The organism is Huintestinicola butyrica (assembly GCF_025567215.1).
GTDB lineage: Bacteria > Bacillota > Clostridia > Oscillospirales > Ruminococcaceae > Huintestinicola > Huintestinicola butyrica.
On the sequence record NZ_JAOQKB010000021.1, the window covers coordinates 1 to 13,027 of the forward strand.

Genomic DNA, 13,027 nt, shown 5'->3' on the forward strand with positions numbered 1-13,027 from the left:
CAGCATTACAAGGCCGTGCATCTGTCCCGAAAGACCAACGCCCACGATATCCTCCTTGGAAACGCCGCTCTTTGCGATAACACCCTTGATAGTGTTCACGGCAGCGTTGTACCAGTCAGCAGGATCCTGCTCCGCATAGCCGTTCTTGGGCTGATACATGGGATATTCTATTGTCATTGAAGCGATAACAGTGCCCTTTTCATCAAAAAGAACAGTCTTTGTTCCGCTTGTTCCCAAATCTACTCCGATAACATATCTCATAGCTATTTACTCCTTATATAACGCTGCCCCTGTTTTCACAGGGGCAATTTGTTTATTCAAAGATACTTATTGTGTCAGACAGTTCGCTTCATAATAAAGCTGTCGAGCCACAAAAACGGGGAATTTTACGCAATCTCCTCAACGAGATGGCGGCAGTGACTCGCTGCTCAAACAGAGAACATAATGTTGTTGAGGATAGACTCAAGCATTTCCTGTCTGCCGCTGCAGAGGGAATCTACTACCTCGCCCTTTTCAAGAGCATACTTTTCAAGGTCAGCCATGGTAGCCTTGCCGCTGATGATGTCTGCGCCGATGCCTGTCTTCCAGGAAGCGTAACGATCTTCAACGAACTTGTCGATTCTGCCGTCCTCAATAAGCTTGAGAGCGATCTTGTAACCAAGTGCGAATGTATCCATACCTGCAATGTAGCTGTGGAAGATATCCTCACGGGTGTAGGAGCCTCTTCTTGCCTTTGCATCGAAGTTGAGACCGCCGTTGGTGAAACCGCCTGCCTTGATAACTTCATACATGCAGAGAGCTGCATCATATACATTTGTGGGGAACTGGTCGGTATCCCAGCCAAGAAGAGGATCGCCCTGGTTTGCGTCGATAGAACCGAATACGCCGTTGTCTCTTGCAACTCTCAGCTCATGCTGGAAGGTGTGCTGAGCAAGTGTAGCGTGGTTTGCTTCAATGTTCATCTTGAAATCCTTGTCAAGGCCGTACTTGCGGAGGAAGCCGAGAACAGTTGCTGTATCGAAATCATACTGGTGCTTTGTAGGCTCCTTGGGCTTAGGCTCTATGTAGAAATCGCCTGTGTAGCCGATGGAACGAGCATAGTCAACGGTCATTCTCATAAGACGAGCCATATTGTCCTGCTCAAGAGCCATATTGGTGTTGAGAAGAGTCTCATAGCCCTCACGGCCGCCCCAGAATACGTAGCCCTTACCGCCGAGCTTAACGGTTGCTTCAACAGCCTTCTTGATCTGAGCTGCTGCATATGCGAATACATCTGCGGAGGGAGATGTGCCTGCGCCGTGCATATAACGGGGGTGATCGAAGCACTTTGCTGTGCCCCAGAGAAGCTTCTTGCCTGTTTCAGCCTGCTTCTTTTCAAGGTATGCAACTACCTTGTCAAGCTCTGCGTTTGTTTCTGCAAGTGAGCCAAACTCGGGAGAAAGGTCTCTGTCGTGGAAGCAGTAGTAGTCGATAGAAAGCTTGTCCATTATCTCAAAAGCAGCGTCAACCTTTGCTATAGCTCTCTTCTCGGGGTCTGTTTCGCCCCAGCTCTTGTCAGTTGTGCCGCAGCCGAACATATCTGTTCCGTCGCCGCCCATGGTGTGCCACCAGGAAAGAGCAAACTTGAGCTGCTCTCTCATAGGCTTGCCGTTTACTACCTCATCGGGATTATAGTACTTGAACGCCAGGGGATTTGTGCTGTCCTTGCCTTCATAGGGGATCTTGCCGATATTCTTAAAAAAGTCGCTCATTGTTTTTTCCTCCAAATTAAAATTAAAGATTTATTTCAGTGACGGCACATTTATTGCCGCACAGAGTTTCGCTTATTGCGTCGGGCTGATGTGTGCCCGCATAAAGGGTGAATCTGCTGCCAAAACGCTTTCTTTCGCCCTTTTCGTCCACAGCGGTGAATGCTCTTTCGGGAACGGGTATTGTAACAGTTACCTTCTCGCCCGCATCAAGGCTAATGCGCTTGAAACCGCAAAGGCTTACATTGGTAACTGCATTTTCAGAGTAGTCCTTGATGTAAAGCTCAATAACGTCCTCGGTGGCATTCTTGCCCTTGTTCTCAGCGGAAACAACAGCAGAGCCGTCCTTGTACTCCACCGATGTGCATACGATATCTCCGTAAGTCAGACCGAAGCCGAAGGGATAAAGCACATTGTTTTCCGCAAAGCGGTAGGTGCGGTTCTTCATTGAGTAATCCGTAAATTCGGGAAGCAGCTCCGACTTTTCATAGAAAGTAACCGGAAGCTTGCCCGAAGGACTTACATCGCCGAAAAGAATTTCAGCAAGAGCCGTTCCGCCCTCAGAACCGGGGTACCATGCGTGGATAAGAGCGTCGGGAGCACATTCGGTATTTACAGCACTTCCCGCAGCGCATACCACAACCACAGGCTTGCCTGTTTTCATGATCTTGTCAACGAGAATGCGCTGGCTTTCGGGGAGACGGATATCATTCTTGTCACCCGAGGAAAATTCGTTTCCTGTGTCGCCCTCCTCACCCTCGATAGTGGAGTCAAGACCCACGCAGAGAATAACAACATCAGCATTTTCAGCCGCAGCCATAGCCTCCGCATATCTGTCACCGGGCATTGCAAGACCCGATACCTTCTGCTTGTAAAGATGACAGCCCTCGGCATAGATGACCCTGCCTTCAAACCTGTTCTGAATGCCCTCCAGGAAGGTGATGTATCTGTCGGCAGTACCGTTGTAATTGCCTTCAAGAACAATTCTGCTGTTGCTGTTGGGACCGATAACCGCAATGGTATTGACCTTGTTTGTATCAAGGGGAAGAATGCCGTTGTTTTTGAGAAGAACCATTGACTTTTCCGCACATTCAAGAGAAACCTTTTTATGCTCGACACAGGAGACAATATTATAAGGAATATCATCAAACTCGGTCTTATCGTCGAACATACCAAGTCTTATGCGTGTCCTCATAAGATGAACGCAGGCTTTTCTGATGTCCTCCTTAGTAACAAGGCCCTCGTCTAAAGCCGCAAGCACATTAACATAAGTACAGCCGCAGTTCACATCGCAGCCTGCTGTAAGAGCAAGCGCAGCCGACTCCACCGCATTTTTCGTAAGACCGTGATGCTCGTGGAAATCCCTGATAGCCCAGCAGTCGGAAACGAAATATCCGTCAAAGCCCCATTCACTCAGCTTGCCCATAAGAAACTTGCTTGCGCAGGCGCCTTCTCCGTTTACCCTGTTGTATGCGCCCATTACGCTTTCGACCTTTGCTTCCTTAACAAGGGCTTCAAATGCGGGAAGATAGGTTTCCTCCATGTCCTTCTGTGTAGCCTCGGCGTTAAATTCATGCCTTATGGACTCAGGACCGCTGTGAACGGCAAAATGCTTTGCGCAGGCAGCGGTTTTCATGACCTCTCCGTCACCCTGCAGACCTCTTACATATGCCTTGCCGTTTTCGGCTGTAAGGAAAGGATCTTCGCCATAAGTCTCATGACCTCTGCCCCATCTCGGATCTCTGAAAATGTTGATGTTGGGAGCCCAGAGAGTAAGTCCCTTGTAAATGTCCCTGTCATCGTATTTTGTGTAAACGTTGTATTTTGCCCTCGCCTCGGTGGAGGTGATGTCTCCCGCCTTTTTCACAAGTTCGGTGTCAAACATGGCAGCCATACCGATAGCCTGAGGGAACATTGTTGCAACGCCCGAACGTGCAAGACCGTGGAGACCCTCATTCCACCAGTTATACGCAGGAATGCCCAGTCTCGGGACAGAAGGAGCATCGTATCTAAGCTGACCCGCCTGCTCCTCAACGGTCATTTCATCAACCAGAGCTTTCGCTCTTTCAAGGGCAGAAAGAGATTTGTCAAGATATTTTTTCATTTTTTCTGTTTCCTTTCAAGGATGATTTTAGATTTTAATTGATAAGTTCATTAATGCGATTTCCGATATTGTCCATCATATCGGACGGCTCAGCATTATTACTGTTGTCAAGAAGACACCACTTTTCACAAAGCACAGCTTCCTCGCCGGTTGCAAATTTCCGCTTTTCACCCAGAAGCTCACATTCAAGGAAAAGATCGTTGGTGTAAACCTCAAAGTTGCAGGAAAAATCGGGATAGCAGACGTCCTTGTATTCGGGAATACATTTTGCGAAGATCTGCTCCTTAACCGCATACACCGCAAAGCCGTCCTCGAGATTAAAGCCCGCCTTGAACGCCTTGCGAATAAAGGAATCCTGCCTTATGCGCACCATGGAATTGCTCATTCTGAATCTGCTGTCATAGATATCCGAGTAATCCCACAGGCTGATAACTCTGTTGGGGAGATATCCTCTCTTGGCGGTATTTACGGGTATCATGCAAACTCCGCCGTCGGAAAGACTTGTTACCGACCAGGGAGCAAACTCTGTCTCTGACTCGGAAACATTTTTTATCCTGTGAGTGAGCTTTACCACAGGAGCAGTATCGTCAATCTCAATAATGACCGTAAACTCCTTGCCGAAGGGTGTTGCGGGAGGAGTCAGGATAAGCCTATTACCCTCTATACTGCAGCTCACCGGGGCATTATCGGGATAATATGTCTCGGGATTTACCTCGGGAGCTATCCATATCCTGTGACCGCCGTAAGCCACCCAACTGCCGTATTCACCTGCAGGCTCGGTAAAGCGGCGTTCAACATCCTCAAACAGGACATTTTCCTTGCCCCTGCGGGCGAAATATATTATCCTCGGGCCCAGATCCACTGTAACACCGAGAGAAATAAGACCGTTATCCAGAAATACGCAGTTTCCGAAATTCTTGTACTGCTTATTAGAAACTCTTACGCTCATAGTATTGACCAACCTTCTTTAAAAGCCGCATTTACGTGGGCAGAAATATGTTCGTTTTCGCCCTTTGTCCGTATGTCGTATTGAATGACTAAATTATATAACAATCTCACGAGATTTACCAATCGTTTTTTGCGTTTTTGATTTCACATATTGTGCTATTTTTTTATGCGAGATTTGTATGGCTTTACAAAAAACAGGTCAAATGTATTGCCTTTTTATACAAGACGTGTTATTATAGTAATATAAACGTTACAAAAATTGTGCCGATGATACCAAAATTTATTACAAGATATCAATTTATGCCGCTATTTCAAAGCTTTTGCTTGAAAAATTACAACAAAAAGGAACGGTGGGGCTTATATGATCGTACATCTTAACGGCGACTACGAAACAGTCGATTATGTTCCAAACCGAAGTGTTCTGTTATACGACAATAATGAGGATGAGGAATATCCTCTCCACTGGCACAACGCCATAGAAATAATCATGCCACTCACAAACGGCTTTGAGGCTGTATGCGCAGGCAAGAATTATAAGCTTTCCGAAAGGGATATCCTGATAATACCCGGGGGCACTCTTCACAATCTGAAAGCACAGTCGGGCAGAAGGATCATCTTCCTGTGCGACAACAATTCCTTGGCGGCAAACCCCGCACTGTCCGAGCTTTATTCTGTCCTTTCAGAGCCTGTGCTCATAAATTCGGATTATGACAAGGAATTTCTAAAATCCTTGAATCATATCCTGGAGGAGATATACGTTCTGTATTCAAATTACACCGACATAACCGAGGTGTATATCTACATTAAGCTGGTAACTCTCCTTGCAAGGATAAAGGAGTATCAGCTAAACGAGATAAAATACGACGACGGCGGAAAATATGTGGACAAATTCAATCTGATACTCAAATATATTGAGCAGAATTATGCAAACGATATTACTCTTGAAAAGCTTGCCGATATCGCAGGCTACAGCCCATATCATTTTTCAAGGATATTCAAAAAATACAGCAACACGACCTTTATCAACTTCCTGAACCGACGCCGAATAAAGGCAGCCGAGCTTCTTCTCCTTGAAAGCGGCAGCTCCATAACCGATGTGGCAATGCAGGTAGGCTTTGCAAGCCTCACCACCTTCAACCGAGTGTTCAAAAGCATAAACGGCTGCACTCCCTCGGAATACAAAAAGCTTTACAGAACCACTCAGACATCGAAAAGATTTACATAACCAATAACAAACACCGCACATTTATGAAATGCTCCCATTTCATAAATGTGCGGTGTTCTTGTTGTTATCAGATTTTTGTCTGCAGCTCTCTGACCTTATGTTCACGTTTCATGGCGTACATTTCTTCGTCGGCACGCTTAAAGAAATCCTCGGGTAAGGTGTGCTGCGAGATATCAGCCATGTATATACCAATGCTGGCATTAAGGGTATAGGGCTTGTTTTCGGTCTTGTTAAAATCATCAAGAGCTGCGTTGAACCGCTTTTTATAGTGCATTGCCTTTTCTTCCGAATAGTCAAAAGCAAAAACGTAAAATTCATCGCCGCCCGTTCTTCCTGCTATCTCATTTTCGGTGCAGCAGGCGGAAATAATGTGAGCAAGGGAATTTATTGCGTAATCTCCCTCTGTATGACCGTAAACATCATTGATGGATTTAAGCCTGTCCATATCAATAACAATGGCTGCAACAGTGGACTGCTGTTCTTCTTTTTTCTCATCAAAGGCTTTGTTCATACATTTTTCAAAGCCTCGTCTGTTATACATACCTGTCAACTTATCATGGGTGCTTGCTATTTCCAGATCCTCCACCAGCTCCCTGATACTGTTTTTGTGAAGAAGAGTTTCAAGGGCAACAGCAATATTCGCTATCCAGATATTATAAAACTCGCTGAAGGGTTCGTCATTTTTCATTGATATTGCAGAATAACCGAAGCAGTGATTTTCAAAATGGATATATGATATGTAATAACAGCAAGGAGACTTCGCCGAATCTGCGGGGATAAGCGTATTAGTGGAGAAATATTTCTCGGGGCGAAGGGAGCTGCCGCTTCTGTCTATCCATATTGCGGGATACACCTGCTCAGAGGGTGAGCGTATCTCGGTCTCGAAGGAGCTTCTGCCCTTCCTGTCAGTAAAGGTAAACATAAAGAATTTTTCATAATCGCCGATATTGCCGCCGAATTGTGAAAGTATATCCGATATCTGTTCAATTTTCGTTACACGGTTCATTTCAAGCATAGCCGCTTCAACAGAATAAATATGATAAAGTGTAAAAGTATTCTTCCGGAAAAGTGAATTTATCTCACGGGATTTGTCCGCTTCAGTTTTGTAGTAGTTGACATTACAGCCGCAGGAGCCTGTAAAGCAGCTGTCCGTGTATAAATTAACGCATTTTTCCTGTGGTCTGCCGTTATTCACATTTTCTATTATTTCAAAGGCTGTGCGTGACAATGTGTTCAGATTCACCTGTGCGGAGGTAATGGGGGGAACATGGATTTTCGCTTCATACACACCGTCAAAGCCCGAAATACATATATCCTCGGGGACATTTACTCCCTTACCTATCAACACATCACAGAGAGAGTATGCCATATAATCATTTGCACAGACAATAGCCTGGGGACGGGGGCAGCAATTAAGAAAAAAATCGGCTGCTTCGTAGCATTTGTTGTACCAGAAATCACCGTGAAAAACACCGACGCCGTCCTCGGGAAGTCCGCATTCCCTCATTGCGCTCTGAAAAGCCGCATATCTTTCCACAGCGTCGCAGTGTCCCGGGATACCTGACATAAATCCAATATGCTTAAAGCCATGATGCTTTGCAAAATGCCTTACCATATTTTTTATGCCCTCGGAGTTGTCGATATGCACGCTGTAATAATCATTGCAGGGTTCACCTATTGTTACAACAGGACATCTGCATTTTTTTATATGAGACATGATCTTATTTTTGATATCATCGGTGAAGCTGTTGCTGTTGTCAAAAATAATACCGTCCAGCTCATCAAAAGGAATAATATCAAGCATTTTATGTTCGTTCTGTGCATAATTCCGGTAGTCAGCACCGATAGTACCGATAAAGCTGAAAAAGATCACATTATAATCCAGATCCTTTGCTGCTCGGGATATGCTTCTGCACAGTTCCTTTTTCTGTTCACTTGTTATCGCACACAGAAATACTCCAACTGTTTTTCTTTTATTTATCATAATATGTATCACGCTCCGCTTGATGCATTTTTGCTATCTGTACATTATCATAGCATACTATTGAAATAATTTCAATAGAAAAACGCAAAAGGCCGTCCAAGGGGAAGCCACGTCTTTGCCATTTCGTAAGAAAGACAAAGCTTGCGGCTCGGTACCGATAAATTTTTCTTATCGGCAATACCCTAACAGACAGCCTATTTTCATATTATTCCTTTACACCGCCAATAGTAAGTCCTGCCACGAAATACTTCTGCAGAAAAGGATACAGACATATTATGGGGAGAGATGTTATGACCGTTGCAGCTGCACGGACAGAGGTAGGTGTTACCATACCGCTGGCGTGTTCCATTGTCTGAGCAGTCTGTCCCTTGCCCGAGGTGGTAACAGCGCTCAGGAGCTTCATAAGTTCATATTGCAAGGTTGTGAGATTATCGCTCATACGGTTGTAGAGCATAGCGTCAAACCATGAGTTCCACTGTCCGACAGCGGTAAAGAGAGCAACTGTTGCAATTACAGGCATACAAAGCGGGAAAATGATCTTTATAAAAATTGTCATATGACCCGCACCGTCGATCTCGGCAGATTCGCTTAGGCTCTCGGGAAGACCGTTCATATATGTACGGATAACGAGCATATTAAATGCACTTACCATTCCGGGAAGAATATACACCCAGAAGCTGTTTGTAAGACCCAGTGCCTTATAAACAAGGAATACAGGGATAAGACCGCCCGAAACATACATGGTGATAACATAGATCAAGGACAGCTGTTTCTTGAAAATGAAATTCTTGCGGCTTAGAACATAAGCAAGAAGTGCTGTTACAAAGGTAGAAGAAACTGTGCCGATAACGGTTCTGAGAACTGAGATCTTAGCTGCTGTGGGCATAAGATCTCTTCTAAGCACCGCCTTGTAGTTATCAAAGGTAAACATTCTGGGCCAAAGGTGAATGCCGCCTCTGAGAGCGTCCGTACCGTCGTTGAAGGACACCGCAACCGTGTTAAGAAGAGGATACAGCATTGTGATGGTAAAGACGATCATTATGATAAAGTTAACAGTATCGAAAATAACGTCGCCCGCTGTACGTCGGCTGAGGAAGGCTTTTTTTCCGTTTCCGATCTCATTTGCAGATTTGACTCTTACTTTTATCTGCGGCGGGACCTTGTATTTGTTTGTCATAGTTTGCCGTTCTCCTTTCTTTAGAATAGGTGTTCCTCGCCCATTTTCTTTGCAAGCTGATTGGCGATAACGATCAGTATCAGACTTACAACGCTTTTGAAAATACCTGCAGCAGTACCGAGAGAGTAGTCTGCCTGGCTGATACCGTATTTGAGCACATAGATATCAATTGTCTGAGAAACACTTTGAACAAGACCGTTGCCCAACAGGTACTGAACCTCAAAGCCTGCATTAAGAACGTTTCCGATGTTCATGATAAGCAGGATAAAGAAGGTAGGCTTGATACCGGGGAGTGTGATGTGCCATATTTTTGCAAGTCTGCCCGCACCGTCGATAGAGGCAGCCTCATAAAGGTCGGGGCTGATAGATGTAATGGCTGCAAGATAGATGATACTGTTCCAGCCTGTTTCCTTCCAGACATTCGCAAATCCAACTATCCACCAGAACCATTTGGGGTCTGCAAGGAAGTTGAAGGGCTTGTCAATGATATGAAGATTTACAAGTATCTCGTTCACGATACCGTTCTCGGTGGAAAGAACGTCAAATACGATACCTGTTACAATTACCCATGAAAGGAAGTGGGGCAGATATGAAATTGTCTGAACCAGCTTCTTTCCTCTGTTGAAACGAAATTCGCTGAGCAGTATGGCAAAGAGAATTGCCGTAACAGTACCCAGCACAAGGTTTATCACACCCATTGCCAGAGTGTTTCTGATGACCTTTAAAAACTGATCGTTTGAGAAAAGGAACTCAAATTTTGCAAGTCCCACAAACTCTGAATGAAGAAGACCGTTTTTCGGCTTATAATTCTGAAATGCCATAAGCCAGCCGCCAAGGGGCACATAGCAGAAAATAATAACATAAATTATAAAGGGGATTGACAGCAGGATCAGAACCTTCTGACTTTTTAGCTGCTTGAGGGTTATACCCTGCTTTTTTTCAGATTGTGAAGTCATTGCCATAGCGAATTTTGCTCACTCCTTATTGTAAGCTGACGGAACCGCCTGTTATGAGACGATTCCGTCATACTTAAACTGCACTGTTTATTATGTTCAAAAAATCAGTCGCCTTCTGCAACGGCAATTCTTCTCTGAACCTCTTCGGTAAGAGCATTGAGATATGCCTCGATATCGCATCTGTCATTATAAACAGTGAGATATTCGTTCCATGCAGACTCAAAATCATCGGAAATAACAACCTTAGGAAGGTACTCGTGCTTAACCTCGTCCATGTTTACCTTAGCAAGACCCCAAGGAGTTTCGGTTGTGAATGCGTTGGAATAAGACCACATGGGGAACCAGGGAGACTTTTCCTTTGAAGGATTGAGCATCTGAGTGTAGGTCTGAACGCCGTATGCGTTGAAGCATTCCTTTACAGGCTCGAGAAGAGACTCATAGAACTCTGCGGGCTGGTTGCTGGGGTTGTAAGCATTGATGCCGTCGTGATCCATGCCGATGTAGCCGGGGAAGTAGGAGTAAGAGCACATATTAGCGTTGATGTAAGCCTGATCTACTGAATTCTTACGCTGTTCCTCGTTTCTGTAGAAGAGACCGTCATCGCCTACGAAATAGTCAATGCCTTCCTGACCCCAGTTACGGAGTGTGAGGATCTCGGGAGAAAGAAGATCGTTGAGGAACTTCATTGCGCCTTCGACATCGTCGCAGCTAACTGTGATACCGATACCGCCTGTTGCGTCAAGAGCAGCCTCGCTGTGGTAGCGCTCTTCGATACCCTTGTCAATTACGATTCCAAGAGGTACATATGTGCAGTCATCAAGACCCTGCTGCTTGATAGCGTTCTCAGCGTCCTGGAAATTCCAGTGCTGGTCAACCATACCGCATACACGTCCGGAAGAAAGCTTAGCGATGTACTGGTCATAGTTAAGAGTAAATGTCTCGGGGTCGATAACGCCCTTCCGATATTCCTCGTTGAGCTTCTGGAAATATCTCTTTGCAGTGGGAGTGGTGTTGTAGTCGATAGCCTGATGTGTAGTCTCGTCAACTATGCAGCAGCCGTCGTTGGGATAACCGTCAAGGAAGAAGGGAGCATTCTCAAGGCAGAAATATCTCCAGTCATCTGTGAGGATCTCATAGCCGATGTTGGGAGTGCCGTCCTCCATTGTGGGGTTAGCCTCAAGGTATCTCTCGATAACATCGAAATATTCATCAAGTGTTTCGATCTTGGGATAGCCTGCCCACTTGAGAACTCTTGTCTGAATCCAGAATGCTTCATCGTTATGTATTGTACCTGTGTCATACATATAAACATTTCCGAACTGAGGAATGATGTAAACGTGACCGTCTTCATTTCTAATCTGATTCCATTCAGCATCGGAGTAGAAATTCTTTACATTAGGATAGTTGTCCCAATACTGGTCGATAGGGATAAGGGCACCTGCATCAATAAGAGTGGTGCTTCCGCTGGAGCCTACGATAAAGTCGGTGTATTCGCCGCCTGCGATCATAACGCCGATAGCTTCCTCGGCAGTCTGACCTGTGAGCCATGTTTCCTTGCACTTTGCGCCGATCTTTTCGGCAATTACCTGCTGGATCCTGTTGTCAGAATTGATCTCATTTCCGGGAACGGAGAAGAAAGCTGTAAACTCCTTGATCTCTCCGGAGGAAGCTTCTGTTCCTGCATCTCCGCCTGCAGCAGTTGTTCCTGCATCTCCGCTTGCAGCAGGAGCATCAGCACCCTCGTTTCCGCCCGCAGTGTTTCCGCAGCCTGCCATTCCTGCCATCATAAGGGCAGCAAGTGATAATGCTGCAATTGACTTGATTTTTTTCATTATTCCAACCTCCATTAATTTAATTGGTTTGCGTTTCGATAATCTTAGTCAATTTTTGCTGTTGCTTTATAAACAAATTATATCATCGAATTTTTCGTTTGTAAATACCAAATGGAAAAAAGAGCAAAAATTGATTATTATTAGCGTATTCGAACAATAATTGATTATTTTATTTCTTCCAATTCGCATAAACAGCGCAATAAATAGTATGTTATTCGCAATATCTGGATAGATTTTAAATCACTAATATAATATAATAAGAACATAGGTTATTCCTAATTGTTTTTTTGTCTTCTTCATTCTTCTATACCTTAATCTTTCTCCCAAAAATTATCCTCTGAAAGCAACAGCTTCAGGAGGATAATTTTTTTGCTTCCAAAATGGGGCAAGGTCAAAAAAAGCACCGCACAGAGCCTGTGCGGTGCAAATTTGTTCCTATCAATTGAGATTAACGGAAATAACCTTGATGACCCCCTCCATAACAAGGGGCTTTGCAATATGAGCGTTCATTCCCGATTCAAGAGAAGCCTGAATATCCTCCGCAAAGGCGTTTGCCGTCATTGCAATAATAGGGATAGTAACTGCGTTGGGACGATTTTTCAGAGAGCGTATCTGCTTTGTGGCTTCATATCCGTTCAGACGTGGCATCATAATATCCATAACTCAAACTTCGCACATCAAAAATATCTGTGAACCTAGAAAAATCAATAGTAAATGCACAAAAAATGACTTTAAGTACCCAGATCATGGGGTCTTAAACTTGATTTTAAAAATTTCCGGAATAGAAGCAAGGGATTTTTCAACAAAATTGCTTATCTCCTGTTCGGAAATAGTTAAGGCAACACCGTACAATGCCGCCAATAAATTCTCACAAATCAAGTTAAACGCATAAAGCTCTGTAACGGGCATATTGCCTCTGTAAATCTGCTTGCAGGCGCACTTTATCAAGCCGTCAGAGATTTTCTGTCAGCCAGATAAAGGTTTGCCAGGGCAAACATAATATTCAGTTTGGCGGTCTGTTTTCGCAGACCTCGGTATAGTGTTTTCCGATAC

The 13,027-nt window shown here is 44.7% G+C and carries 11 protein-coding genes and 1 pseudogene; 1 reads left to right on the forward strand and 11 read right to left on the reverse strand.

Annotation, left to right across the window (positions count from 1 at the left end; genetic code table 11):
- From OCV68_RS14125 to OCV68_RS14140, 4 genes are all read right to left on the reverse strand, one after another.
- Window positions 1–261: FGGY family carbohydrate kinase (locus OCV68_RS14125; protein ID WP_262573623.1), on the reverse strand; the 261-nt coding region annotated here is incomplete at its 3' end.
- 167 nt (window positions 262–428) lie between these two features.
- Window positions 429–1,751 carry a xylose isomerase gene (xylA, locus tag OCV68_RS14130; RefSeq protein WP_262573625.1) on the reverse strand — a complete coding sequence of 441 codons (1,323 nt, stop codon included), beginning with the start codon at window positions 1,749–1,751 and terminating at the stop codon, window positions 429–431.
- 22 nt (window positions 1,752–1,773) lie between these two features.
- On the reverse strand, window positions 1,774–3,852 hold the full coding sequence (locus OCV68_RS14135; RefSeq protein ID WP_262573627.1) for a glycoside hydrolase family 3 protein: 2,079 nt from the start codon (window positions 3,850–3,852) through the stop codon (window positions 1,774–1,776).
- 34 nt (window positions 3,853–3,886) lie between these two features.
- On the reverse strand, window positions 3,887–4,801 hold the full coding sequence (locus OCV68_RS14140) for a DUF4380 domain-containing protein (RefSeq protein ID WP_262573629.1): 915 nt from the start codon (window positions 4,799–4,801) through the stop codon (window positions 3,887–3,889).
- Between the two features lie 360 nt (window positions 4,802–5,161).
- Between OCV68_RS14140 and OCV68_RS14145 the strand changes: the two genes are divergently transcribed.
- On the forward strand, window positions 5,162–6,025 hold the full coding sequence (locus OCV68_RS14145) for a helix-turn-helix domain-containing protein (protein WP_262573632.1): 864 nt from the start codon (window positions 5,162–5,164) through the stop codon (window positions 6,023–6,025).
- A gap of 67 nt (window positions 6,026–6,092) precedes the next feature.
- Here OCV68_RS14145 and OCV68_RS14150 read toward each other — a convergent pair whose 3' ends face one another.
- The 7 genes and pseudogenes from OCV68_RS14150 to OCV68_RS14180 form a co-directional block, all read right to left on the reverse strand.
- A complete protein-coding gene (locus tag OCV68_RS14150; protein WP_262573635.1) occupies window positions 6,093–8,009 on the reverse strand; it encodes a substrate-binding and GGDEF domain-containing protein in 1,917 nt (638 codons plus the stop codon).
- A gap of 205 nt (window positions 8,010–8,214) precedes the next feature.
- On the reverse strand, window positions 8,215–9,048 hold the full coding sequence (locus OCV68_RS14155; RefSeq protein ID WP_262573654.1) for a carbohydrate ABC transporter permease: 834 nt from the start codon (window positions 9,046–9,048) through the stop codon (window positions 8,215–8,217).
- A gap of 158 nt (window positions 9,049–9,206) precedes the next feature.
- Window positions 9,207–10,148 carry an ABC transporter permease gene (locus OCV68_RS14160; protein ID WP_262573638.1) on the reverse strand — a complete coding sequence of 314 codons (942 nt, stop codon included), beginning with the start codon at window positions 10,146–10,148 and terminating at the stop codon, window positions 9,207–9,209.
- A gap of 98 nt (window positions 10,149–10,246) precedes the next feature.
- A complete protein-coding gene (locus OCV68_RS14165) occupies window positions 10,247–11,974 on the reverse strand; it encodes a type 2 periplasmic-binding domain-containing protein (RefSeq protein WP_262573640.1) in 1,728 nt (575 codons plus the stop codon).
- Between the two features lie 438 nt (window positions 11,975–12,412).
- Entirely contained in the window at window positions 12,413–12,634 is a 222-nt protein-coding gene (locus OCV68_RS14170; RefSeq protein WP_262573642.1) for a response regulator, read from the reverse strand.
- Between the two features lie 84 nt (window positions 12,635–12,718).
- Window positions 12,719–12,883, reverse strand: a complete 165-nt coding sequence (locus OCV68_RS14175; protein ID WP_262573643.1) for a hypothetical protein — start codon at window positions 12,881–12,883, stop codon at window positions 12,719–12,721.
- Window positions 12,884–12,918: 35 nt separating this feature from the next.
- Window positions 12,919–13,027: pseudogene (locus OCV68_RS14180) on the reverse strand (IS5/IS1182 family transposase); the annotation flags it as partial.

Bases quoted from the DNA above. Each gene is read 5' to 3' on its own strand.
- xylA (WP_262573625.1), bottom strand. From the start codon at position 1,751: ATGAGCGACTTTTTTAAGAATATCGGCAAGATCCCCTATGAAGGCAAG.
- OCV68_RS14135 (WP_262573627.1), bottom strand. From the start codon at position 3,852: ATGAAAAAATATCTTGACAAATCTCTTTCTGCCCTTGAAAGAGCGAAA.
- OCV68_RS14140 (WP_262573629.1), bottom strand. From the start codon at position 4,801: ATGAGCGTAAGAGTTTCTAATAAGCAGTACAAGAATTTCGGAAACTGC.
- OCV68_RS14145 (WP_262573632.1), top strand. From the start codon at position 5,162: ATGATCGTACATCTTAACGGCGACTACGAAACAGTCGATTATGTTCCA.
- OCV68_RS14150 (WP_262573635.1), bottom strand. From the start codon at position 8,009: ATGATAAATAAAAGAAAAACAGTTGGAGTATTTCTGTGTGCGATAACA.
- OCV68_RS14155 (WP_262573654.1), bottom strand. From the start codon at position 9,048: ATGATCGTCTTTACCATCACAATGCTGTATCCTCTTCTTAACACGGTT.
- OCV68_RS14160 (WP_262573638.1), bottom strand. From the start codon at position 10,148: ATGGCAATGACTTCACAATCTGAAAAAAAGCAGGGTATAACCCTCAAG.
- OCV68_RS14165 (WP_262573640.1), bottom strand. From the start codon at position 11,974: ATGAAAAAAATCAAGTCAATTGCAGCATTATCACTTGCTGCCCTTATG.
- OCV68_RS14170 (WP_262573642.1), bottom strand. From the start codon at position 12,634: ATGGATATTATGATGCCACGTCTGAACGGATATGAAGCCACAAAGCAG.
- OCV68_RS14175 (WP_262573643.1), bottom strand. From the start codon at position 12,883: ATGCCCGTTACAGAGCTTTATGCGTTTAACTTGATTTGTGAGAATTTA.